This is a genomic window from Promicromonospora sukumoe 327MFSha3.1 (assembly GCF_000385135.1).
In the GTDB taxonomy this organism is placed as follows: Bacteria; Actinomycetota; Actinomycetes; order Actinomycetales; family Cellulomonadaceae; genus Promicromonospora; species Promicromonospora sukumoe_B.
In genome coordinates this window covers 179,001-202,293 of the sequence record NZ_ARQM01000016.1, presented here as the reverse complement: position 1 = coordinate 202,293, position 23,293 = coordinate 179,001, and the positions used below count along the sequence as shown (strand labels likewise).

The window sequence follows — 23,293 nt, the reverse complement described above, 5'->3', positions numbered from 1 at the left end:
TCACTCTCCCTGTCGTTCCATCCATCGTTCCGGGCCCGCCGCCGCACGCGCGGTGCGGGCGCGCCGGGCCTGCTCGGTCATGAGCTGCGCCGCGTCGGCCGCGTCGAGGTGCGGCACCTCCGGGTGCACCGGGCCCTCCGTCGAGTGCACCTGGAACGAGGCCACACCGAGCCGGCGCTGCCACGGGCCCTGGCTCAGGGCCAGCGACTGCGTGCGCTCGTGCGGCACCACGTCCAGGATCTTGACCATGCGGCCCCGGCGCATCAGCAGCGCGCGGCCGGTCACGGTGAACCCGTTGCGGCGCCACGCCACCGGATCCAGTATGCGGGTGCGCCGGGGCGCCGTGACGTAGCTGCTCTCGTGGCGCGAGTCGCCGTCCAGGCCCGCGTCGAGAACGCGGCGCGGCTCGTCCACGCCCAGGTCGGGCAGCACGAGGGAGAGCACCGTGAGGGCCTCCTCGCGGGTGCCGACCGGGAGCAGCACGCTGTTCTTCTCCTCGCTCTCGCCGCCGTAGCCGGCAACGTTGAGCTGGACGCGCCACCAGTCGCGGTCCCGCCAGAGCACGCTCTGCACCAGCCGGACGGCCTGCACGCGGCCGGGCGGGATGGTCTGGGAGCGGGTCTCCAGCATGCCGTGCCGCAGGCGGACGCCGTCGGGCGAGATGGCCACCCGGAAGTCGAACTCGCCCGTGACCCGGTTGAACAGGTAGCCGCCGGCCCCCAGCACCGCGGGCAGCGACGCGGAGATGACGGCCCACTCGCCCGTGACGATCATGACCACCACGACCCCCGCCGCCCACAGGAGCAGCGTGATCATGGCGCCGGAGCGCACCACCGAGGCGATCAGGCGGCCCAGCGGCACCGTGAGCACGGGCACCTGGGGCGCCTCGAGGCTGGCCACCGGCAGCGGCTGCTCGGCGTCGGGCACGGCGGCGAGGTCCGCGGCCGGCGCACCCTCCGGGGCGTGGGCGGTCACCGCGTCGGACGGCGCCTGCGCGGCCGCCGGGCGCTTGCCGGCGACCTTCAGGCCCGCGGCGCGGGCGAGCAGCTCGGCACGCAGCTCGTCGGCGTCGGACCCCTTGAGGAACCCGATGGCGACGCCGGAGTCCGTGCCGCCCGCCGTCTCCAGCGTGAGCTCGCACAGCCCGAAGAACCGGGCCACCAGCGGCTGTCGGATGTCCACCGACTGCAGCCGGTCCAGCCGCGCGTGCCGCTGCTGGCGGAACAGGATGCCGCGCCGCAGGTGCACCGTCTCGTCGCCGACGGCGAACGACGTCATGCGCCAGGCCAGCGCCGAGTAGCCCCAGCCCACCAGCGCGATGGCGCCCAGCGCGACGAGCAGCGTCCACCAGTAGCCGCTGGACACCAGCGTGATCAGGCCGCCGCGCGGCCCACCGTCCAGGGTCTGCTGCCCCAGGATCACCACGGCCGCGCCGACCACCGCCCAGCCCCGCACCAGCGGGGTGATGGGGTGGACGCGCCGCCACTCGAGCTCCTCGGTGGCGTCCGGGGCGGACTCGCCCTGGGCCGGGCCCCGGTCGACCTCGTGCTCAGGCGTGCTCACAGCCCCGCCAGCCGGGCCTCGCCGCGGGACGCCAGGCGGTCACGCAGGCGCGCCGCCTCGTCCGGCGGCAGGCCGGGGATCTGGGCGTCCGTGCCGACGGACGCCGTGTGGAGCTGCACCTTGGCCAGGCCCAGCCGGCGGTCGAGCGGGCCTGCCTCGACGTCCACGTACTGCATGCGACCGTAGGGCACCACGACCATCGACCGGAACATGACGCCCTTGCGGATCAGCAGGTCGTCGTCGCGCTCGGCGTAGCCGATCGCGCGGACCTGCCGCGGGACCAGGAGGAACGACCACAGCAGGGAGACGGCGGGCACGCCGGCGAGGATCCAGAACCACGGGCTCACGGTGACCGCGAGCGCGATCCCGGCGACCGCCGGGATCCCGAGGCTGATCGTGCCCGGGACCAGCCGGGCCGTCACGAGTCGCGGGGACACGCTGTTCCAGGTCACGTCGTGCGGTTCGAATGGGCTGGTCATGATGGCCATTGTTCCGCAGACCGGTTGCGCTGGGTAGCGGGCCTCAGGCCGGGGCCGGTGACTCGCCCTCCTCCGAGCCCCGGCGGTCCTTGTCGGACGGCGGCAGCTCACAGAACTTCTCCACCACGAGGCCGATCACGGCGAGCACCACCGAGCACAGCACGGCGATGCCGGCCGCCACCGCGCGGTCGCGGCGCGGCTCGATCGCGAGGTCGCCCAGCACCACCAGCACCTGCGCCAGGTACCAGCCGCCGAGCAGGGCGCCCGTCAGGGCGGCGGCCTTCGCCAGGACGAGCGTCCGGGCGGCCCGGATGCCGTCGAGGGAGGGTCGCTTGCCCTTCTGGTAGGCCCGCACGGCCCACCCCATCCAGAACACCACGCCGGCCAGCGCCAGGATCGCCACGTCGACGAGCCAGGGCACCACCGGCAGGTACACGCCCCGCGACTCGAGGGCCCGCAGCACGAGCCAGCCGACGACAGCGACTGCGACGAGGACTGCGATCAGGGTCCTGACCGGGGTTCTGCGCATGTCAGGCGTCGCGCCCCCGCTCGTCCCGGACCGGCACCCAGGAGGGCACCGAGTCGATCGGGCCGTCGGACGGCGCGATCGACTGCTCGGTCGCGTAGCCCGGGACCCGGATCACGGTGTGGTCGTTGTCGTAGCCCGGGAGCTGTCCGTTCGAGTGGCCGGCGGACTGGCCGTTCGAGTGCCCGTTCGAGGCCGGGTCCGGCGCGCCCTGCGGCGGGTTGCCGACCGGGGCGAACACGGGCGCGGCGGGCTCCTGCGGGGCACCGTTCATCGGCGGGAACACGCCGCTCTGCTGCCGCGACGGGTTGACCGGGGCGAACACCGGCTTGGCCGGCGCCTGGGACGCCGGAGGCAGCGTCTCGCGGTCCGGCTCCTCGTGCGCCGTGTCCCGGACCGCGCGGGGCGCGATCGGCGCGGGGACGAGCGCCTCCTCGGGCGGCGGCACGACGGACCCGTTGCCGGGCACGCCGATCGGCTGGGCGGGCCGCGGGGGCACGGGGGCCGCCTGCGCCTGGTGCGGGATCGGTACGGAGCCGCCCGGGCCCGGCGCCGGTCCGCTGGAGTAGGCCTGCGGGTGACCGCCCTGGTAGGGGTCCTGGGGGCTGCCGTTCGGGCCGTCCAGGTCCACGGGACCGCTGTGGTGCGTCTGCGGCTGGCCGCCGCCGGGCACCTCCACCACGGGGCCGCCGGGCGAGGCCTGCGGGCGCCCGCTCGGCGGGAGCGACGGCGGGAGGGCCGGGGGCATCTCGACCGGGTGGGCGTCCTGCCCGGCGTCGTCGGGCACCGCGGGGTGGTTCGACGCCGTGGTGCCGCCGCCCTGCTCGGGCTCGGGGTCGGTCAGCCAGTCGAGCGCGAGCCAGCGGATGCCGGTCCGGTCGGGTGCCGTCGCCGCGAGCTGGCCCACGGGGCCGCCGCCCAGGCCGGGCAGCATGGCCTCGGGGGCGATCTGCGACCAGGGCTCCAGAACGAAGGCACGCTCGTGCGCCCGCGGGTGCGGGATCTCGATGTCCTCGGCGGAGTCCGTCAGCGTGCCGTAGGTGATCAGGTCGACGTCGAGCGTCCGGGCGCCCCAGCGCTCGTCGCGCGTGCGGCCGTGCAGGTTCTCGACCTCCAGGCACGCGTGCAGCAGCCCGCGCGCCGAGAGCGTGGTGCGGGCCAGCAGCACGGCGTTCAGGTAGTCGGGCTGGTCCTCCGGCCCGCCGACGGCGGCCGTGCGGGCCAGCGGCGAGACGTCGGTGATCTGCACGCCCGGCACGCGGTCCAGCTCGGCGACCGCCGAGCGCATGGTGGCCTGCGGGTCGCCGAGGTTCGCCCCGATCGCGATGACCACGTCCACGTACCCGGCGGGCATCTCGTCGAACCGGTCGCGCGGCTCGGCCTGGTACGGCTGCTCCTGCGCGAACGTCGGCTCCGGCTGCCCGACGGCGGAGTCGGGGACCGCCGCCGAGACGCGGGTGGCCTCCATGTCGCCCTGGTCGTACTGCTGCTCGAACATCTGGTCGTACTGGTTCGGCTGCGCGTCGCGCTGCGGCTGCTCGTACTGCGGCTGCTCGTACGACTGCTGCTCGAACGACTGCTGCTGGAACGCCGGCTGGGCAGGCTCGTAGGACTGCTGCGGCTCGAAGGCGTTCGGCTGGTCCTGGCCCGGCCGCTGGTCGAGGCCCTGGAGGGACTCGTACTGCTGGACCGGCTCGAACGCGGGCTCCGGCTCGAACGCGGGCTCGGCCTTGAACTGCTCGGCCTGGGGGAACTGGTCACCCTGGGAGAACTGCTCCTCGGGCTGGAACCGCTCCTCCGGCTGGAACTGGTCACCCTGCTGGAACACGGGCTCCTTGCCGGGGCGCTGCTCGGCCTCCGCCGGGGCCTCGGCCTGCAGCTCCCACGCCGCGGGGACGACCCCGAGCGGCTCGGGCGCGATCAGCTCGGGCACGGGGAGCGGCTCGGGCTCCTCGGCGGGGGTCTCCACGGCCGGGGCGGCCGGGGCGGCCGGGGCACGCTCGACCAGCGGCTCCGCCTCGAAGGCCTCGTACTTCTCGGCGCCGAACTGGTCGGACCCGAACGGCTCGGCCCCGAACTGCGCCGGCTCGGCCGGCTGGTAGGGCTCGTACGGCTCGGGCCGGAACTGCTCCGGCTCCTCGGCGACCGGGCGCGCAACGGGCTCGAAGTCCTGCGGCTCGGGCTCGGCCGGGGCGGCCTCGACAGCGGGCTCCGGCGCCGGGTGCGCGGCGAGCAGCCCCGCCGGCACGGCCACGACGGGCATGCGGGTGCGGTCGCGGCGGATGGCCACCTCGACGTCGGCGAACGGCACCGGGATGGGCGCGTGCGGCTTGTGCACGCGCACGTCCACCGCCTCGATCAGCGGGCGCGCCAGCACCGCGGCGGCGATCCGCTCCGCGACCGTCTCGATGAGGTCCGCGGGGTCGCCCTTCAGGATGTCGTGGACGTCGGCCGCGACGTCGGCGTAGCTCACGGTCTGCGCCAGGTCGTCACCTGCGGCCGCGGGGCGCGTGTCCATGTACAGCACGACGTCGGCCCGGAACTCCTGGCCGGTCTGCCGTTCCGACGGCAGCACACCGTGGTACCCCCGCGCGCTCACGCCGCTCAGCTGGATCTGGTCCAGCGCGCGGCCGTCCGGGCCTGTGACGCCCGTTCCGAACGCTGTGGTCACCGTGGTCCTCCCCCATCGTCGTTGCCTGCACCGGAATCCTGCCAGGTTGGCATGTCTTGTCCCCCGGCCGTCCACGATTCTGTGGTCAAGGCCACGGTGGAAGTCAATGCCTCCGGTGCGGATGGGGCGGATGAGGAAGAGGTACCCGGCGACCCTACCCGGGGTGCGCCCTCCGCGGCGGACCACGCGGCGGCGACCTTGACGGCGTCCACGCTCGCCCGTGCGGTGTGCACCCGCACGCACCAGGCTCCCGCGGCCGCCGACAGCGCGGAGATCGCGGCCGTGGCGTCGTCGCGCGCCCGCGGGGGCGCGGTGCGGCCCGCCGGGTCCGCGAGCAGATGGCCCAGGAACCGCTTGCGGGAGGCACCGACCAGCACCGGCCGCCCCAGCCGGTGGAGCGCGTCGAGGTGGGCCAGCAGCGGCCAGTTCAGCACCCCGGCCTTCGCGAAGCCCAGACCCGGGTCGAGGATGATCTGGTCGGGCCGCACGCCGTCGTCGTGCAGCGCGGCCATGCGGGCGGCGAGCTCGTCGCGGACGTCGGCCACGACGTCGTCGTACACCTCGAGGTCGTCCATCACGTCCGCGTGCCCGCGCCAGTGCATCGCCACGTAGGCGGCGCCCGTCTCGGCGACCGCGCGCCCCATCTCGGGGTCGGCGAGGCCGCCCGAGACGTCGTTCACGATGCGCGCGCCGGCGGCCACGGCGCGCTCGGCGACGGCGGCGCGCGTGGTGTCCACGCTCACGACCGCGCCGCGCGCGGCGAGCTGCTCGATCACGGGCAGCACCCGGGCCAGCTCCTGGTCCTGCGGCACGCGCACGGCCCCGGGGCGGGTGGACTCCCCGCCCACGTCCAGGATGTCCGCGCCCTCGCCGAGCAGCTCCAGCCCGTGGGCGACGGCGGCCGAGGGCTCGAACCACTCGCCGCCGTCCGAGAACGAGTCCGGGGTGACGTTGACCACACCCATGACGAGGGTACGGCCTGCCCCGGAAAGCTCGGGCAGGCCGTGCACCCGGGCGTCCCGGGCGGTGTGGGGCGGGACGGCGGACACCGTCACTTCCCGAGGATGAGGCTCATCGCCTCGGCTCGCGTCGCACCGTCCCGCATGACGCCGCGCACCGCGGAGGTGATGGTCCGGGAGCCGGGCTTGCGCACGCCGCGCATCGACATGCACAGGTGCTCGCACTGGACCACGACGAGCACGCCGCGCGGTTCGAGGATCTCCACCAGGGAGTCCGCGATCTGCGTGGTCATGCGCTCCTGCACCTGCGGCCGGCGCGCGTAGACCTCGACGAGCCGGGCCAGCTTGCTCAGCCCGGTGATGCGCCCGTCCACGTTCGGGATGTACCCCACGTGCGCCACGCCGTGGAACGGCACCAGGTGGTGCTCGCAGGTGGAGTACACCTCGATGTCCTTGACCAGCACCATCTCCTCGTGCCCGAGGTCGAAGGTGGTGGTCAGCACGTCCTCCGGCTCCTGCCGCAGGCCCGCGAAGATCTCGCGGTACGCCCGGGCGACGCGGGCCGGCGTGTCCCGCAGGCCCTCGCGCTCAGGGTCCTCGCCGACGGCGAGGAGCAGCTCGCGTACCGCCGCCTCGGCCCGTTCGGCGTCGTACGGCGGGACGTCCGCCGCACGACGCACGGGCGTCGACAAGGGTGTGATCGACCCGTCGGTCATCGTGGTGCTCCGGTCAGTTCGACGAGTCTGGGTGGGCGTTGTCCGACGGCGTCGCCGCGTCCACCACGGCCTCGTCCTGCGGCACCACGTCGGTGTGGCCGTTCTGGGCCGCCACCTCCTTGGGCGTCAGGACCGGGCCGCGGGTGTGCACGGTGCGCTGCTCGCTGGAGAGCCAGACGTCGCGCGCCGGGCGCTTCTCGACGGGCGCGAAGACGTCCGCGAGCTCCTTCTGGTTCAGCGTCTCCTTCTCGAGCAGGCGCAGCACCAGGTCGTCGAGCACGTCGCGGTACTGGGTCAGCACCTCCCACGCCTCGTCGTGCGCGGCCTCGACGAGCTTGCGCACCTCGTTGTCGATGGTGCCGGCCACTGCCTCGGAGTAGTCGCGCTCGTGCCCGTAGTCACGGCCCAGGAACGGCTCGCCCGAGCTGGTGCCGAGCTTGATGGCACCGACGCGCTCGCTCATGCCGTACTCGGTCACCATCTTGCGGGCGATGGCCGAGGCCTTCTCGATGTCGTTCGAGGCGCCCGTGGTCGGGTCGTGGAACACGATCTCCTCGGCCACGCGCCCGCCCATGGCGTACGCGAGCTGGTCGAGCAGCTCGTTGCGGGTGGTCGAGTACTTGTCCTCGAGCGGCATGACCATCGTGTAGCCCAGGGCCCGGCCGCGCGGCAGGATCGTCACCTTGGTGACGGGGTCCGTGTACCGCATCGCGGCGGCCACCAGGGCGTGCCCGCCCTCGTGGTACGCGGTGATCTTCTGCTCCTTGGACTGCATGACGCGCGTGCGCTTCTGCGGGCCGGCCACGACGCGGTCGATGGCCTCGTCCAGCGCGCGGTCGTCGATGAGCTGGGCACCGCTGCGGGCGGTGAGCAGCGCGGCCTCGTTGAGCACGTTCGCCAGGTCGGCACCCGTGAAGCCGGGCGTCCGGCGGGCCACGGCCGCGAGGTCGACCTCGGGGACCATCGGCTTGCCCTGCGCGTGCACGTTGAGGATCGCCTCGCGGCCCTTGAGGTCCGGGGCCTCCACGGCGACCTGACGGTCGAAGCGGCCCGGGCGCAGCAGCGCGGGGTCCAGGATGTCGGGGCGGTTCGTCGCGGCGATCAGGATGACGTTCGTCTTGACGTCGAAGCCGTCCATCTCGACGAGCATCTGGTTCAGCGTCTGCTCGCGCTCGTCGTGCCCGCCGCCCATGCCGGCGCCGCGGTGGCGGCCGACGGCGTCGATCTCGTCCACGAAGATGATCGCCGGCGAGTTCTGCTTGGCCTGCTCGAACAGGTCGCGCACACGGCTGGCGCCCACGCCGACGAACATCTCGACGAAGTCGGAGCCGGAGATCGAGTAGAACGGCACCCCGGCCTCGCCGGCGACGGCGCGCGCGATGAGCGTCTTACCGGTTCCGGGCGGGCCGTACAGCAGCACGCCCTTGGGGATCTTGGCGCCCACGGCCTGGAACTTGGTGGGCTCGGCGAGGAACTCCTTGATCTCCTGGAGCTCCTCGACGGCCTCGTCCGCGCCGGCGACGTCGGCGAAGGTCACCTGCGGGGTGTCCTTGCTGACCAGCTTGGCCTTGGACTTGCCGAAGCCCATGACCCGGTTGCCGCCGCCCTGGGCCCGCGACAGCAGGAACCAGAACACGACACCGATCAGGAGGAACGGGATCAGCACCGACAGCATGGAGGACCAGAAGCTGGGCTGCGGCACCTCCGAGTCGAACCCGCCGGACGGGTCGGACTTCACGATGGCGTCCTCGACGCGGTCGCCCTGCGGCTGCGTGTAGAAGAACTCGACCGTCTTGCCGTGGTCGACCTCCTCGGCGGCGTCGCCCTCACCCTCGGTCGACTTGTACGCCTTGGTGAGCTCGAGCTCGACCCGCTGCTCGCCGTCGACCATGAGGGCATGCTTCACGGTGCTGCCTTGCAGCAGCTCGATGCCCTGTGACGTCTCGATTCGCGAGACGTTGGGCTGGTTCAGTGCCGAGATGGCCAGCGTCACCACGACGAGGGCCACCAGGATCCAGATGACGGGCCCACTCAGAAGCTTCTTGATGTTCATCGGCGACGGGGACTAGGCCCCGTTTCCCTCCGCTCGCGCAGTATGTATCCGTCGAAACTACATGGTCTCCCTGAGAGGAGCCCCGAGTGTTCGCCCAGAGCATGTGACTCCTGGACCACACTCGCCCAGACGCGACGAACCGCCGGGGACGGGCATCTCGCGGCGCCTCGTGGGCTGAAGGGTCAGCCCCCGTAGACGTGCGGTGCCAGGGTGGCAACGAACGGCAGGTTCCGATAGTTCTCCGCGTAGTCCAGGCCGTAGCCCACGACGAACTCGTTCGGGATGTCGTACCCGAGGTACTTCACGTCGACGTCGGCCTGCGCGGCGTCCGGCTTGCGGAGCATCGAGGCGATCTCGACCGACTCCGGGCCGCGCGAGCGCAGGTTGGAGACCAGCCAGGACAGCGTGAGGCCCGAGTCGATGACGTCCTCGACGATCAGCACGTTGCGCCCGGTGAGGTCGGAGCGCAGGTCCATGAGGATGCGCACCACCCCGGAGGACTTGGTGCCCGAGCCGTAGGAGGAGACCGCCATCCAGTCCATCTGCGCCTTGTGGTGCAGGCGGCGGGACAGGTCGGCCATCACCATGACCGCACCCTTGAGCACACCGACCAGCAGCAGGTCCTTGCCCGCGTAGTCCGCGTCGATCTGCGCGGCCATCTCGTCGAGCTTCTTGCCGATCTGCTCCTCGGTGAGCAGCACCTCTGCGAGGTCGGGTCCGACGTCGGACTGGTCCACGAGTCACTCCTGAGTTGTGGTGGGGGGTCTGACGCCGGTCCAGCCGTCCGAGTTCCCGGTCGGCGCGGCGCGCAGGAAAAGCCTGCCACACGCGCGCCGTGCCCGTGTCCCGCCCGGGAGCTGGGCGGGACCCTGACCGGTCCAGGACACGACGAGCGCGTCCAGCGCGTCCACGTGCCGGGTCGTGGTGTCCGTGGGCCGGGAGCCGGCCGCGAGCGCCGCGAGGCGCAGGGCCCGGCGGCGCAGGGCGGGGTGGGCCCGGGCGAGCACCTCGGCGTCGAGCGCCTGCTCGCCCACCTCGGCCTCCGTGCTCTCGACCCGGGCCCGCGCCAGCAGGTCCGCGGCGAGGGAGTCCAGCAGGTCGGCGTCGTCCCGGAGCTGGTCCGCGGTGCGGGCGAGCGCCTCGGCCACGCCGGGTCCGAGGGTGTCCTCGAGCACGGGCATGGCCCGGCCCCGCACCAGGGAGCGCAGGGGCGTGAACCCGCCTGTCCCGGCCCCGGTCTCGACCTCGCCGCCGGACCCGGCGTCGGGCAGGAGGTTGGTGGGGTCGGTCCACCAGGCGAGGCCCGACGCCGCGCACACGGCCTCGGTCTGCGCGCGACGCAGGCCGAGGAAGGGTCGGCGGAAGATCCCCCGCTCCCGGGGCATCCCGGCGAGCGACCGGGCGCCGGCCCCGCGCGCGAGGCCGAGCAGCACCTGTTCCGCCTGGTCGTCCAGGGTGTGTCCGAGCAGCACCCGCGCGGCTCCCGTCCGCGCGGCGGCCTGCTCCAGGGCCCGGTACCGCGCGGTCCGGGCGGCGCCCTCGGGCCCCTCGGTGTCGAGCGCCGTGCCCGACCAGTCGGCGGACCGGACCAGCACCGGGTCGAGGCCGAGCGCCCGGCACTGCTCGGCGGCGCGGGCGGCGACGTCGGCCGACCCGGCCTGGAGGCCGTGGTCCACGAGCACGGCGCCGGCGCGGACGGCGTACCCGCGCGAGCGCACGGAGCGCCCCACACGGCGGGCCTCGAACGCCGTCGCCGCGGCCAGCGCGAGGCTGTCGGCCCCGCCGGAGCAGGCGACGAGCACCAGGTCGCCGGGGCCGAGGCCCGCGAGCGCCGCCCGCACCGCGTTGCGCGCCGCGGCGACGGCGGGGTCGACGCGGGCCACGGTCAGACGCTCCCGCTCATCCGTGCACCCTCATCCGTGCACCCGGCGCACCCAGGCGCGGGCGTCGGCGATCTCCCGGGCGTTCGGCAGGTTCTCGGGTCCGGCCCAGACGGCGTTGAGCCCGTCGCGGCCGACGGTGCGCTCCACGGTGCGCACGAACGCTGCGCCGTCGCGGTACTGCGCGAGCTTGGCCTCCATGCCCAGCAGCTTCTGCACCACGACGTCGAAGGTGTTGCGGCCCTCGCCGTCGCGCCGTCGCTCGAACTTGGCGCGGATGCGCCGCACGGACGGCACCACGCGCGGCCCGACGGCGTCCATCATCACGTCCGCGTGCCCCTCCAGGAGGGCCATGACGGCGGTGATGTCGGCGAGCTCGGCCTTCTGCTCGTGGGTGAGCATGCCGTCCATGAGGGTGCCGCCCTCGCCCCGCAGGGCGTCGAGCACGCTGCGCCCGATGACGGCGAGCTTGCGGTCGAACCGGGCCTTGGCGAGCTCGGCGGAGGTGCGGGCCATGCCGGAGATCAGGCTCCGTGTGCGTCCGCTGAGGTGGCCGGCGAGCCAGGGCGCGGCGGCGAACTGGAGGGCGTGCGTCTGCTCGTGCAGGCAGACCCAGAGCCGGAAGTCCTGCTCCGGGACCTGGAGCGCGCGCTCGGCCTGCAGCACGTTGGGGGCCACCAGCAGCAGCCGGCCGGCCCCGGAGTACGGGTCGAACTGCCCCAGCACGCGGCCGCTGAGCAGGGCGAGCACGGCCCCGATCTCGGCGGCGCCGGCCATCTGGGCGCCGGCGGAGGTGGCGCTCCGGGAGATCTCGGCGACGGCCGTGCCGATCCCGTCGGTCATGACGGCCATCGACCGGGTGTTCGCGCGGGCCCAGCTCGCGCGGTCCACGACCGCGACCGGGCTCAGCCCGCCGCCGTCGGCCCCGTGGGTGCCGGCCGGCGTCATCCGCGTGGTCTCCAGCACGTGCCCGACGGCGTCGCCGGCCGCCGTCCGCAGGCCGCTCACCAGGGCTGCGAGCTCGTCCCGTCCGGCCACCGGCCCGGGCGCGGCGAGGCGCGCCGCGATCTGTGCCGCTGCCGACCAGTCGACGATCTGTGGGGTTGCGGAGGCCTGGGTCACCGCACCACGGTAACGGCCCGGGGTGGTGCCGTGTCAGCCCTGGGTGGAGTACGACGCGAGGTCGCCCACGAACCCGTCGTAGATGGACGTGGCGCCCGCCGTCTGCTTGGCCGGGATGGAGTCGGCGAGCACGGAGAAGACGAGCAGCCGGTCGTCGGCCGTGACCACGGTCCCGGCGAGCGCGCGCACCTTGGGCAGGCTGCCGGTCTTGGCCCGGGCGAGGCCGCGTGCGGGGTTGGCCCCGGTGAACCGCCCGTGGGTCACGTCGAGCGTTCCGGTCAGCCCCGCGATGGGCATGCCGACGGCCTCGCTGCGCAGCTCGGGCTTCGTCGGGTCCACCATGACGCCGAGCAGGTCCACGAGCTGCTGCCCGCTGAGGTACGAGCCGTCGCCGAGCCCGGAGCAGTCCCGCAGGCGGGCACCGGTCATGTCGATGCCGAGCCGCTTGGCCTGGGCGATCACGGCCTGGGTGGCGCCGTCGTTCGAGCCGGGCAGGCCGGCGTCCACCGCGACCAGGCGCCCGAGCACCTCGGTGATGGTGTTGTCGGAGTACTGCATCGCGAAGCCGACGACCTCCGCCAGCGGTGCGGAGCTCACCTCGCCGAGCACGCGCGCGTCGTCCGGCGCGGTCTCGTCGACCACGGCGCCGGCCGTCGTCAGCCCCTGCTCCTCCAGGGCCGCGGAGAACGCCTCGGCGGCGTACTTGCCCGGGTCCGAGGCACGGGGCCCGTTGTCGGTGTAGTCGTCGCCGAGCAGGCCGACGTTGATGCCGAGGGACGACACGGGCGCGATGTAGCCCGCGGCGATGTCCGGGCTGGCGACGGTGGGGGCGATCTCGTCGCCCGTGAAGAGCGTGTCGTCGAGCGCGACCCGCACCTCGGTGGCCCCGGTGACCTTGATCTTGGCGGCGACCTGCTGGGCGAGATCGGCGAGCCCGGCGCGACCGTTAACCGCGTTTGGGTCGCCCTTGCCCTCGGCCAGCATCATGTCGCCGCCGCCCACGAGCACCACGGTGTTGTCGTCGACGAGCACGGCCTTGGTCTGCAGGGTGCTGTTCGCCATGGACGACGACAGCGCCGCGACGCCGGTGAAGAGCTTCTGCGTGGAGGCGGGGGTCATCAGCTTGTCCGGGCTGGACGAGCCGAGCACCTGACCCGACGTGCCGTCCGCCACGACCACGCCGACGCGCGAGCCGAGCCGCTTGTCCTTGGCCAGGTCGCTCACCAGGCGCTGCATCTCCACACTGTCCGGCACGGGGGCGTCGCTCGGCAGGTCGCTCAGGAGCGCGGCGGGCTCGGGCCCGTCGACGGCGCCCGGCGCGGACGGGAACGGGCTCGGCTCAGGCCAGGGTGCGGCGGTGGTGAGCATGCCGGGGACGACGTCGTACGCGTCCGCCACCAGGTACCCACCGAACAGTGCGACGACCGCGGCGACGGCAGCGCCGGAGCGCAACCCCCACTCCATGGGCATCCTCTCGATCGTCACGTGAAAGCCATAGCCAACTCTAGTCGCGGCAAACGACGTGGCGCGTACGACGACGGCCGTTCACGGGAAATTTCACCCACTCGTGCCGCAGATTCCCGCGCGCGTCGCGCACGTTGCGAATTATGCCGAACACCGGCAGTGGTTCTGACCACAGGTAACGGTCGGGACACAAGACACATGGCACACTGGACAGGCGCAAGACCGCCGCCGCGGTAAGACACTTCGGCGACCATCATCGAGAACTGGAGCACATCGGCGTGGAGTTCGACGTCACGATCGAGATCCCCAAGGGTCAGCGGAACAAGTACGAGGTGGATCACGAGACCGGACGCATCCGCCTCGACCGCATGCTCTTCACCTCGACGCGCTACCCGGACGACTACGGCTTCATCGAGGACACCCTCGGCGAGGACGGCGACCCGCTGGACGCCCTCGTCCTGCTGGAGGAGCCCACGTTCCCCGGCTGCCTGATCCGGTGCCGCGCCCTGGGCATGTTCCGCATGCGTGACGAGGCCGGCGGCGACGACAAAGTGCTGTGCGTGCCGACCGGTGACCAGCGCGCGGCGTGGCGCCAGGACATCGACGACGTCTCGGACTTCCACCGCCTGGAGATCCAGCACTTCTTCGAGGTCTACAAGGACCTGGAGCCCGGCAAGTCCGTCGAGGGCGCTCACTGGGTGGGCCGCGCCGAGGCCGAGGCCGAGATCGTCCGCTCGATCCAGCGGGCCAAGGACACGGGCTACTACGACAAGCACTGACGAGCCCCCGCGCCACACGTGTCAGACGCACAGGTCACCCCGGTGATCTGTGCGTCTGACACGTTCAGGGGCTACGGCCGCCCGGCGTAGGGCATCGCGTTCGAGAGCCGCAGCGGGTTCTCCGAGAGCGGGTGCCCCGGCAGGGTCGCCTCGATCATCATGCCGCCGCCCGTGTACATGGCCACGTGGTAGATCGACGACGGGTCGCTCGGGTCCGAGCCGTAGAAGATGAGGTCGCCGGGCCGCAGAGCGCCGTAGCCCACCTTGCCGACGGCCAGGTACTGCGACCGCGACGTCCGCGTGATGTCGACGCCCTGGCTCGCCCACGACTTCATCGTCAGCCCCGAGCAGTCGTACGACGACGGCCCTGCGGCGCCGAGCAGGTAGGGCGCGCCGATCTTGGTCCGGGCCCAGGTCACGGCGCCGACGCCGCGGCCCGCCGACCCGACGGTGACCCCCGACGTCGGCTGGACGGCCTTGGGCGGGACAGCCGACCTGGGCGGGCTGGACGACGTCGTGCCACCCCGACCGGAACCGCCAGAACCGCCCGAGCCGCCGGATCCACCTGAGCCGCTGGTGCCGCCCGAACCACGCTCCGCGGGCGCGGCCTCCGCCTCCCGCGCCTCGGCCCGCGCAGCCTCCCGTGCCGCCTGCTGCCGTTCGAGCTCCGCCCGTGCGGCCGCCTCCCGCGCCGCCTCCGCGGCGGCCGCCTCCGCGGCCTCCCGCTCCCGCTCGATCCGCACGCTGGTCCGGCGCAGCTCCGCGAGCCGCTCCACGAGCGCCTGCCGCTCGGCCTCGGCCGAGCGGGTGCGCGCCTCGAGGTCCGCGGCGGCGGTCTGGGCGGCGTCGTACGCGGTCTCGGCCCGCTCGGCCGCCGCGTCGAGCTCCTCCTTGGCCGCCGACCAGCGGGCGTCGGCGGACTCCGAGGCGGCGCGCGCGTCCTGGTAACCGGCCAGGGCGCCGCCCACCTTGCGCTGCACCGCGCGCTCGGCCGCGCTGCGGCCCACCAGGTCGGGCACCGAGTCGGCGCGCAGGGCCACGCCGAGCGGCCCCAGGCCGTCGTCGCGCGACGACGCCCGGTAGACCTCGGCCAGGCTCCCCCGCGCCGTCACCTCGCCCCGGTGCGCCTTCGCCGCGGCCTTCCGGGCCTTCGCCACCTCCGCCTTCGCCTGCTCGACCGCCTGCTGCGCCTCGGCGTAGTCGGCGCCCGCCACCTGGACGCGGACCTGCGCGGCCTCCAGCTCCGCACGGAGGTCCACGAGGGCCGCCTCCGCCTGGTGCACGTCGAGCGTCCCCGCGGCCACGGCGTCGCGGGCGTCCTGCACGTCCTGTTCGGACGGCGCGGACGGCGGGACCGCGGGCGGGTCCGCCTCGGCGCTGGGGCCCCAGGGGAACACCAGGCTGAAGGCGAGGACCGCCGAACCGAGGGCACGGAACGCCAGCACGCCGGCGTGCCGGTGCCGTTCCGACCCGGTGGGCTCGTCCAGAGCTCGGATCCGTCGCATGATCCCCCTTCCGATCCGCGCCACTCCGGCGTGTCGCCTTGCGCAGATCCTGTGAATCACTCCGTTGTTACGGGATCAAATGTGCCCCGAGCCTCCGAAGTGCGCATCCGGAAGGCAAAACGGCGCATACGCCGACACGGGGCCACAGTCGCCCAGCCCGTCTCATTTCTGCATCTCACGATTCAAGACATGGCTTTCGCCCGCGCCCGCGGCCGTCTACGGTCGCACCATGACTCGTCGAATGTGTTGTTGCTGATCCAGCGCACGTTCGCCTGCCCTCGGCCGTCCGGCCGACTTCCGCGTGCGCGCCCTCGACCCGCCGCGGACCCCTCCTGATGCGCAGGCCCCACGGGGCATGCCGCGGCTCAGCTCGGTCAGTTCAGCCAGAAGCACGCCACCCCGCACAGGAAGCAGGAGAGCCATGACGCAGCCCCAGTGGTCGTTCGAGACCCGCCAGATCCACGCCGGCCAGGAGCCCGACCCCGCGACCGGCGCACGCGCCCTGCCGATCTACCAGACCACCTCGTTCGTGTTCCCCGACGCCGGGGTCGCGGCCGACCGGTTCGCCCTGAAGGACCTGGGGCCCATCTACACCCGCATCGGCAACCCGACGCAGCAGGTCGTCGAGGACCGCATCGCGAGCCTGGAGGGCGGCGTCGGCGCCCTGCTGGTCGCGTCCGGCCAGGCCGCGGAGTCCCTCGCGATCCTGAACCTCGCGCAGGCCGGCGACCACGTCGTCGCCTCCGCCAGCCTCTACGGCGGCACGTACAACCTGCTGCACCACACGCTGCCCAAGTTCGGCATCGAGACCACGTTCGTGGACGACCCGCACGACCTCGACGCCTGGCGCGCCGCCGTCCGGCCCAACACGAAGGCGTTCTTCGGCGAGACCATCCCGAACCCGCGCGCCGACGTGCTCGACATCGAGGGCGTCGCGGCCGTGGCCCACGAGGCCGGCGTCCCGCTCATCGTGGACAACACGGTGGCCACCCCGTACCTGATCCGCCCGTTCGAGCACGGCGCCGACATCGTGGTGCACTCCGCGACGAAGTACCTGGGCGGGCACGGCAGCGCGATCGGCGGCGTGATCGTCGACGGCGGCCGGTTCGACTTCGCGGCCGACCCCGAGCGGTTCCCCGGCTTCAACACCCCGGACCCGAGTTACAACGGCATCGTCTTCGCCCGGGACCTGGGCGTGGACGGCGCGCTCGGCGCCAACCTGGCCTTCGTGCTCAAGGCGCGCGTCCAGCTCCTGCGCGACCTCGGCGCCGCGATCTCGCCGTTCAACGCGTTCCTGCTCGCCCAGGGCCTGGAGACGCTGTCGCTGCGGATCGAGCGGCACGTCGCCAACGCCGAGCACGTGGCGCAGTGGCTCGAGGCCCGGGACGACGTCCGCGGCGTGCACTACGCCGGCCTGGCGAGCTCGCCGTGGAACGCCAACGCCCAGAAGTACGCGCCGAAGGGCGCCGGCGCGGTGCTCGCCTTCGAGCTCGACGGCGGCGCGGACGCGGGCCAGGCCTTCGTCTCGGCCCTGCAGCTGCACTCCAACGTGGCGAACATCGGCGACGTCCGGTCGCTCGTGATCCACCCCGCCTCCACGACCCACTCCCAGCTCACGCCGGACGAGCAGGCGCTGTCGGGCGTCACGCCCGGCCTGGTGCGCCTGGCGGTGGGTCTGGAGAACGTGGAGGACATCCTGGCGGACCTGGAGCTCGGCTTCACCGCCGCCAAGAACCTCCTGGGCGAGGAGACCAGCTGATCGTCCCGTCCGTACCTGGAGCGGGCACCGGGGAACCCTCCGGTGCCCGCTCCGCACCCCGAGCCGTAGGAGAAGCCATGGCCGTCACCACCCCGAAGGCCGAGCACGGCGCCCCCGACCAGACGCTCCGCACCGCGAGCGTCCCGTTCTCCGTGTCGGACGACGCCCACGGCGCCGGCCGGCGCGACAAGGGCGACGTCGCCCCGGCGGGACCCACCGAGACCTCGCGCGCCCGGAGCAAGCCGCCGGTGCCGCCGAGCGGCGCGTGGCGGGAGGGCGACGACCCCGGGCGGCGGCAGTTCGCCGACGTCGGCTCCTTCGAGCTCGAGGCGGGCGGGCGCCTGCCCGCCGTCCGCGTGGCCTACGAGACGTGGGGCACGCTGAACGCGGACGGCTCCAACGCCGTGCTGGTGCTGCACGCCCTCACGGGCGACTCGCACGTCACGGGCGAGGCCGGGCCGGGGCACGTCACCAGCGGGTGGTGGGCGCAGATGGTCGGCCCGGGACGGCCCATCGACACCGACCGGTACTTCGTCGTGGCGCCCAACGCGCTGGGCGGCTGTCAGGGCACCACCGGGCCCTCGTCGACGGCGGACGACGGCCGTCCCTGGGGCGGCCGCTTTCCCTACATCACGACCCGCGACCAGGTGGCCGTGGAGATCGCGCTGACCCGGGAGCTCGGGATCGGGTCGTGGGACCTCGTGATCGGCGCCTCGATGGGCGGGCTCCGCGTGCTGGAGTGGGCGCTGCTCGGGCCCGAGTCCGGCATCCCCGTGCGGAACGTCGCGGCCATCGCGACGACCGCCCAGACCGGCGGCGACCAGATCGCGTGGGCGCACCCGCAGCTCGCCGCCATCCGCGTGGACCCGCGCTTCCGCGGCGGCGACTACTACGACGCGGCCGACGACGACGGCCCGCACACCGGCCTGGGCATCGCCCGCCAGATCGCGCACACGACCTACCGCACGGGCTACGAGCTGGACCAGCGGTTCGGGCGGCTGCCGCAGGGCGGCGAGGACCCGTTCGCGGGCGGCCGGTTCGCCGTGCAGTCCTACCTGGAGCACCACGGCGACAAGCTGGCCCGCCGGTTCGACGCCAACTCCTACCTGGTGCTCACCGAGTCGATGCTGTCGCACGACCTGGGCCGCGACCGCGGCGGCGTCGAGGGCGCGCTCAGCCAGATCACCGCGCGCGCCCTGGTGGTGGCGGTCGACAGCGACCGGCTGTTCCCGCCCACGCAGTCCGCGCGGCTGGCGCGCTGGATCCCGCGGGCGGAGCCGCTGCGGATCGTGACCAGCGACGTGGGCCACGACGGGTTCCTGGTCGAGGCCGACCAGATCGGCCCCATGGTGAGCGAGTTCCTCGGGTAACCGTCGCGCGGACCGGGCGACCCAGGCTTAGCGTGGCCGTATGGCAAAGCTCAACCCGTACCTCAGCTTCAAGTCCGAGGCCAAGGACGCCCTGGACTTCTACCGGTCCGTGCTCGGCGGAGAGCTCACCGTCAGCACCTTCGGCGAGAACCCGATGGAGGGTATGCCGACCCCCGACGAGGACAAGGACCTCGTCATGCACGGGCAGCTCGACGCCCCGGGCAACCTCACGATCATGGCGGCCGACACGCCGTCGTTCATGGAGTACGTGGCACCCACCAGCGGCGTCACCGTCTCCCTGACCGGCGGCCCGGACGACCACGACTACATCAAGAAGGCCTACGAGAAGCTGTCCGACGGCGCGACGCCGGGCCAGCCGCTGGAGCTCGCCCCGTGGGGCGACTACTACGGGGCGCTGACCGACAGGTTCGGCATCTCGTGGATGTTCGACATCGGGACGGAGCAGTCCCCCGGGTGATCTTCCGCGACCGGGCCTGGCTCCGGGTGTCTTCCGGCGCCAGGCCTCGTCGCGTGCGGCGACCCGGGTAGGTTGAACGGATGCTTGCCGCCTACGTGACCCGATTCTCGCCCGACAGCCCGCTCGACGGCCTGGAGGTGGGCGACCGCCCCGAGCCGGAGACCCCGGAGCACTGGACCACCGTGGAGGTGCGGGCCGCGAGCCTGAACCACCACGACCTGTGGTCGCTGCGCGGCGTCGGCCTCAAGGAGCAGCAGCTCCCGATGATCCTCGGCACCGACGCCGCGGGCGTGGCGCCGGACGGCACCGAGGTGATCGTGCACGGCGTGATCGGCGCCGACGGGCACGGCGTCGGGCCGAAGGAGCCGCGGTCGCTGCTCTCGGAGCGCTACCCCGGGACCCTCGCCGAGCGCGTCGCGGTGCCGGCCGCGAACCTGGTGCCGAAGCCCGCCGAGCTCTCGTTCGAGGAGGCCGCCTGCCTGCCGACGGCGTGGCTGACCGCCTACTCCATGCTGTTCACGAAGGGCGGGCTCACGCCCGGCGACCGCGTCCTGGTGCAGGGCGCCGGCGGCGGGCTGGCGACGGCGGCGGTCACGCTGGGCGCGGCGGCCGGCCTGGAGGTCTGGGTGACGTCGCGCTCCGCCGAGAAGCGGGAGCGGGCGCTGAAGCTCGGCGCCGCGGGCGCGGTCGAGACGGGCGCCCGGCTGCCGGCCCGCGTGGACGCCGTGCTGGAGTCGGTGGGCCAGGCGACGTGGGCCCACTCGATCCGTTCTGTGCGGCCGGGCGGCTCGGTGCTGGTGTGCGGCGCGACGTCGGGCGACGCTCCCCCGGCCGAGCTGACCCGCATCTTCTTCCAGGAGATCCGGGTCCAGGGCGTGACCATGGGCACGCGCGAGGACCTGGGCGCGCTCGCCCGGTTCTGCGCGCGCACCGGCGTGCGCCCCGTGATCGACGCCGAGGTGCCACTCGCCAAGGCCGCGGAGGGCCTGGCCCGGCTGCACGAGGGCGAGCAGTTCGGCAAGGTCGTCGTCCGGCCCTGACCCGCTTTACTTACAGACCGGTCAGCGAACTTCGCCGAAAGCCTTGACCGGAGTCCGGAATGTCCGCGACAGTGTCAGAGAGCGCTCTCTCACACTGCCCGAAGTGCCAGACCGACGTTCGAAGGAGCACGTCAGATGCGCAGACACCTCCGCCTGCTCGCGGCGGCGACCACCGCCGCGGCCCTCCTCGCCCTGGGTGCGATCACCCAGGTCACCACCGCATCGGCCGCCGCAGAACCGCTCTCCCAGGGCCGGCCCGTCACCACGTCCAGCACCGAGTTCGACTGGAGCACCGGCGCCGCCGCCGTCGACGGCGACCCCGGCACCCGCTGGTCCAGCGCCGCCGCCGACAACCAGTGGATCCGCGTCGACCTGGGCTCCGTCCAGGCGATCGACCGGGTCGTCCTCGACTGGGAGGCGGCGTACGCGTCCGGCTTCCGGATCGAGACCTCCGCCGACGGCGCCGCGTGGTCCAGCATCTACTCGACGACCACCGGCACGGGCGGCGACCAGAACCTCGACGTGGACGGTTCCGGCCGCTACCTGCGCCTGTGGGTGACCCAGCGCGCCACCCAGTGGGGCGTCTCGCTGTGGGAGCTGCAGGTGTTCGGCACCGGGGGCGGCACGCCCACCGACACCACGTTGCTCTCCTACGGCAAGCAGGGCAGCGCCTCCAGCTCGCAGAACGACGGCAACTGCTGGCTCTGCTCCCCCGACAAGGCCTTCGACCTGGACCCGGCCAGCCGCTGGGCCGTCAGCCCCGACACGGGCTGGGTGGACGAGGGCTGGATCGCCGTCGACCTCGGGGCCGCCGCGCACGTGACCAGCGTGGTGCTGCAGTGGGACCCGGCCTTCGCGACTGCCTTCGACATCGAGGTGTCCGACAACGGCACCACGTGGCGCACCGTGCACAGCACCACGAACGGCACCGGCTTCAAGCAGACGATCCCGCTCGACGCCGACGGCCGGCACGTGCGCGTGCACCTGCGCGACCGGAGCGGCCCCTACGGCTACTCGCTCTGGGAGTTCCAGGTCTACGGCACCGGTGGCGCGCCCGCCGCTCCCCCGGCCGAGCCCGCCGACCCCGACTTCGACGACCTCGACCTGGTCTGGAGCGACGAGTTCAACGGCCCGGCCGGCACCGCGGCCGACGGCGCGAAGTGGACCATCGACGCCGGCCTGCCGCAGAACAACGAGCAGCAGGTCTACACCCCGAGCGGCAACGGGTTCCAGGACGGCCAGGGCAACTTCGTGCTGGAGGCCCGGCGAGAGGACCGCGACGGCCGGCAGTACACGTCGCACAGGATGAACACCTCGAACAAGTTCCACGCGCAGTACGGCCGGTTCGAGGCCCGCGTGAAGGTGCCCGAGGGCCGCGGCCTGTGGCCCGCGTTCTGGATGATGGGCTCCGACTTCCTCGACGGCCGCCCGTGGCCGTACAACGGGGAGATCGACATCATGGAGTTCATCGGCCAGAACCCGACCCAGGCCCACTCCACCCTGCACGCCCCGGCGTACAACGGCGGGGGCGGCTACGGCGGGGCCTACGCCCTGCCCGACGGCTCGAAGATCTCCGACGGCTTCCACACCTGGGCCGCCGACTGGGACAGCGAGGGCATCCAGTTCTCGCTGGACGGCCGCGACGTCTTCTACGCGGACCGGGACACCGTGGAGTCGACGCGCGGGCCGTGGGTCTACGACCACGAGTTCTACCTGATCCTCAACCTCGCGGTGGGCGGTGACTGGCCCGGCCCGCCGGACGCGAGCACCCCGTTCCCGTCCCGCATGCTCGTCGACTACGTCCGCGTCTACCAGTAGCCCCGCTCGCCGGGTGCCGGGCCTCCGCGCAGGCAAGAAGGCGGGGACCCGGCCCTCGGCGGCAGGTGGGGACGGGTATAAAGGGCGGGTGCCAGCTCGTCCTACGTTGGAGGTCGTGGCCTCCGTTGCCGGGGTGTCGCGCGCGACCGTGTCGCGCGTGATCAACGAGGTACCCACCGTCGACCCCGAGATCGCCGAGGTCGTGCGGCGGGCGATCGAGCAGACCGGCTACGTGCCCAACCTCGCGGCCCGCTCGCTCGTGACGCGGCGCACGGGCTCGGTCGCCCTCGTGGTCTCGGAGCCGCCGGAGCAGCGCTCGCCGCTGCCGTTCCTCGAGCGCCTCTTCACCGACCCGTACCTGGGCCGCGTGACGGCGGGCGCGCAGGAGGTGCTGCGGCCCCGCGACATCCACCTCGCGATCATCCCTGCTGACCCGCCCGCCCACGACCAGGTGGTGCGGTACGTGCGCCAGGGGCACGTCGACGGCGTCCTGCTCATCACGTCCAGCTCCGCCGACCCGCTGCCGGCCCGGCTCGCCGGCCTCGCCGTGCCACTCGTGCTGTCCACTCGTACCGACCTGGCGGACGTCGCCTGGGTCGACCTGGACCAGGCTGCCGGCGGACGGCTCGCGGCCGAGCACCTCGCGGGCACCGGCCGCACCCGGCTCGCGGTGGTCGCGGGACCCGCCGACGCCCCGTTCGGGCACGCCCGGCTCCAGGGCTTCCTCGACGGCGTGCGCGCCGCGGGCCTGCGCGAGCCCGAGGTCGTCCCCGCCGACTTCACGCGCCCGGGCGGCGAGGCCGCGGCCCGCGCGCTGCTGGCCGCCCGGCCGGACGTCGACGGCGTCTTCGCGGCGAACGACCTCATGGCGGACGGCGTCTCCACCGCCCTCCGGGCCGCCGGCCGGGACGTACCGCGCGACGTCGCCGTCGTGGGCTTCGACGACTCGAGCGTCGCCGCCCAGGCCCACCCGCCGCTCACGACCGTGCGGCAGCCCGTCGAGGACATGGCCAGCGCCATGGCGCGGCTGCTCCTCGCCGCGCTCGACGGCGGGACCCCGGGCGGGGCGGCGACCTTCGTGCCCGAGCTCGTGGTGCGCGCGTCGGGCTGA

At 73.5% G+C, this 23,293-nt stretch carries 19 protein-coding genes; 7 read left to right on the top strand and 12 right to left on the bottom strand.

The annotated features are described in order from the left end of the window. The 11 genes from H291_RS0125900 to dacB form a co-directional block, all read right to left on the bottom strand. Nucleotides 1-1,563 (bottom strand): PH domain-containing protein, encoded by a 1,563-nt coding sequence (locus tag H291_RS0125900; protein ID WP_020017941.1) that lies wholly within the window; start codon nucleotides 1,561-1,563, stop codon nucleotides 1-3. Further along, nucleotides 1,560-2,051 (bottom strand): PH domain-containing protein, encoded by a 492-nt coding sequence (locus tag H291_RS0125895; protein ID WP_020017940.1) that lies wholly within the window; start codon nucleotides 2,049-2,051, stop codon nucleotides 1,560-1,562. Before H291_RS0125895 ends, H291_RS0125900 begins: the two co-directional genes overlap by 4 nt. A 34-nt stretch (nucleotides 2,052-2,085) precedes the next feature. Next, nucleotides 2,086-2,571 carry a DUF3180 domain-containing protein gene (locus tag H291_RS0125890; protein WP_020017939.1) on the bottom strand — a complete coding sequence of 162 codons (486 nt, stop codon included), beginning with the start codon at nucleotides 2,569-2,571 and terminating at the stop codon, nucleotides 2,086-2,088. Nucleotide 2,572: 1 nt separating this feature from the next. Beyond that, a complete protein-coding gene (folK, locus tag H291_RS34705) occupies nucleotides 2,573-5,239 on the bottom strand; it encodes a 2-amino-4-hydroxy-6-hydroxymethyldihydropteridine diphosphokinase (protein WP_020017938.1) in 2,667 nt (888 codons plus the stop codon). After that, nucleotides 5,236-6,294 carry a dihydropteroate synthase gene (gene folP / locus H291_RS0125880; protein ID WP_020017937.1) on the bottom strand — a complete coding sequence of 353 codons (1,059 nt, stop codon included), beginning with the start codon at nucleotides 6,292-6,294 and terminating at the stop codon, nucleotides 5,236-5,238. The genes folK and folP overlap by 4 nt, the downstream gene beginning before the upstream one ends. Continuing rightward, nucleotides 6,291-6,914, bottom strand: a complete 624-nt coding sequence (gene folE, locus H291_RS0125875; RefSeq protein WP_020017936.1) for a GTP cyclohydrolase I FolE — start codon at nucleotides 6,912-6,914, stop codon at nucleotides 6,291-6,293. Before folE ends, folP begins: the two co-directional genes overlap by 4 nt. A 13-nt stretch (nucleotides 6,915-6,927) precedes the next feature. Further along, the gene (ftsH, locus tag H291_RS0125870; protein WP_020017935.1) at nucleotides 6,928-8,967 is read right to left on the bottom strand and encodes an ATP-dependent zinc metalloprotease FtsH; all 2,040 of its coding nucleotides are present in this window, start codon (nucleotides 8,965-8,967) and stop codon (nucleotides 6,928-6,930) included. 182 nt (nucleotides 8,968-9,149) lie between these two features. After that, the gene (gene hpt, locus H291_RS0125865) at nucleotides 9,150-9,704 is read right to left on the bottom strand and encodes a hypoxanthine phosphoribosyltransferase (protein ID WP_020017934.1); all 555 of its coding nucleotides are present in this window, start codon (nucleotides 9,702-9,704) and stop codon (nucleotides 9,150-9,152) included. Nucleotides 9,705-9,707: 3 nt separating this feature from the next. Continuing rightward, complete coding sequence (gene tilS / locus H291_RS31690) at nucleotides 9,708-10,850, bottom strand: tRNA lysidine(34) synthetase TilS (RefSeq protein WP_020017933.1); 1,143 nt, start codon at nucleotides 10,848-10,850, stop codon at nucleotides 9,708-9,710. A gap of 30 nt (nucleotides 10,851-10,880) precedes the next feature. Continuing rightward, the gene (locus H291_RS0125855; RefSeq protein ID WP_020017932.1) at nucleotides 10,881-11,969 is read right to left on the bottom strand and encodes a zinc-dependent metalloprotease; all 1,089 of its coding nucleotides are present in this window, start codon (nucleotides 11,967-11,969) and stop codon (nucleotides 10,881-10,883) included. 33 nt (nucleotides 11,970-12,002) lie between these two features. After that, the gene (gene dacB, locus H291_RS0125850) at nucleotides 12,003-13,454 is read right to left on the bottom strand and encodes a D-alanyl-D-alanine carboxypeptidase/D-alanyl-D-alanine endopeptidase (RefSeq protein ID WP_232216177.1); all 1,452 of its coding nucleotides are present in this window, start codon (nucleotides 13,452-13,454) and stop codon (nucleotides 12,003-12,005) included. 257 nt (nucleotides 13,455-13,711) lie between these two features. Here dacB and H291_RS0125845 point away from each other — a divergent pair, with 257 nt between their 5' ends. Continuing rightward, nucleotides 13,712-14,212 carry an inorganic diphosphatase gene (locus H291_RS0125845; protein ID WP_020017930.1) on the top strand — a complete coding sequence of 167 codons (501 nt, stop codon included), beginning with the start codon at nucleotides 13,712-13,714 and terminating at the stop codon, nucleotides 14,210-14,212. A gap of 71 nt (nucleotides 14,213-14,283) precedes the next feature. Here the strand turns inward: H291_RS0125845 and H291_RS0125840 are convergent, their stop codons facing one another. Then, entirely contained in the window at nucleotides 14,284-15,717 is a 1,434-nt protein-coding gene (locus H291_RS0125840; RefSeq protein ID WP_157237352.1) for a C40 family peptidase, read from the bottom strand. 421 nt (nucleotides 15,718-16,138) lie between these two features. On the opposite strand from H291_RS0125840, the gene H291_RS0125835 reads away from it, so the two are divergent. From H291_RS0125835 to H291_RS0125810, 6 genes are all read left to right on the top strand, one after another. After that, a complete protein-coding gene (locus H291_RS0125835; protein WP_020017928.1) occupies nucleotides 16,139-17,476 on the top strand; it encodes a bifunctional o-acetylhomoserine/o-acetylserine sulfhydrylase in 1,338 nt (445 codons plus the stop codon). A 77-nt stretch (nucleotides 17,477-17,553) separates the two neighbouring features. Next, the gene (gene metX, locus H291_RS0125830; protein WP_020017927.1) at nucleotides 17,554-18,846 is read left to right on the top strand and encodes a homoserine O-acetyltransferase MetX; all 1,293 of its coding nucleotides are present in this window, start codon (nucleotides 17,554-17,556) and stop codon (nucleotides 18,844-18,846) included. A 40-nt stretch (nucleotides 18,847-18,886) separates the two neighbouring features. Continuing rightward, on the top strand, nucleotides 18,887-19,324 hold the full coding sequence (locus H291_RS0125825; protein ID WP_020017926.1) for a VOC family protein: 438 nt from the start codon (nucleotides 18,887-18,889) through the stop codon (nucleotides 19,322-19,324). Nucleotides 19,325-19,404: 80 nt separating this feature from the next. Further along, nucleotides 19,405-20,364, top strand: a complete 960-nt coding sequence (locus H291_RS0125820) for a zinc-binding dehydrogenase (protein WP_020017925.1) — start codon at nucleotides 19,405-19,407, stop codon at nucleotides 20,362-20,364. 135 nt (nucleotides 20,365-20,499) lie between these two features. Beyond that, nucleotides 20,500-22,182, top strand: a complete 1,683-nt coding sequence (locus H291_RS0125815; protein ID WP_020017924.1) for a discoidin domain-containing protein — start codon at nucleotides 20,500-20,502, stop codon at nucleotides 22,180-22,182. A 115-nt stretch (nucleotides 22,183-22,297) separates the two neighbouring features. After that, complete coding sequence (locus H291_RS0125810; RefSeq protein ID WP_051109640.1) at nucleotides 22,298-23,293, top strand: LacI family DNA-binding transcriptional regulator; 996 nt, start codon at nucleotides 22,298-22,300, stop codon at nucleotides 23,291-23,293.

Excerpts from the sequence above, each read along its gene's own strand:
- H291_RS0125895 (WP_020017940.1), bottom strand. The coding sequence starts at position 2,051 with ATGGCCATCATGACCAGCCCATTCGAACCGCACGACGTGACCTGGAAC.
- H291_RS0125890 (WP_020017939.1), bottom strand. The coding sequence starts at position 2,571 with ATGCGCAGAACCCCGGTCAGGACCCTGATCGCAGTCCTCGTCGCAGTC.
- folE (WP_020017936.1), bottom strand. The coding sequence starts at position 6,914 with ATGACCGACGGGTCGATCACACCCTTGTCGACGCCCGTGCGTCGTGCG.
- ftsH (WP_020017935.1), bottom strand. The coding sequence starts at position 8,967 with ATGAACATCAAGAAGCTTCTGAGTGGGCCCGTCATCTGGATCCTGGTG.
- H291_RS0125840 (WP_157237352.1), bottom strand. The coding sequence starts at position 15,717 with ATGCGACGGATCCGAGCTCTGGACGAGCCCACCGGGTCGGAACGGCAC.
- H291_RS0125835 (WP_020017928.1), top strand. The coding sequence starts at position 16,139 with ATGACGCAGCCCCAGTGGTCGTTCGAGACCCGCCAGATCCACGCCGGC.
- metX (WP_020017927.1), top strand. The coding sequence starts at position 17,554 with ATGGCCGTCACCACCCCGAAGGCCGAGCACGGCGCCCCCGACCAGACG.
- H291_RS0125825 (WP_020017926.1), top strand. The coding sequence starts at position 18,887 with ATGGCAAAGCTCAACCCGTACCTCAGCTTCAAGTCCGAGGCCAAGGAC.
- H291_RS0125820 (WP_020017925.1), top strand. The coding sequence starts at position 19,405 with ATGCTTGCCGCCTACGTGACCCGATTCTCGCCCGACAGCCCGCTCGAC.
- H291_RS0125815 (WP_020017924.1), top strand. The coding sequence starts at position 20,500 with ATGCGCAGACACCTCCGCCTGCTCGCGGCGGCGACCACCGCCGCGGCC.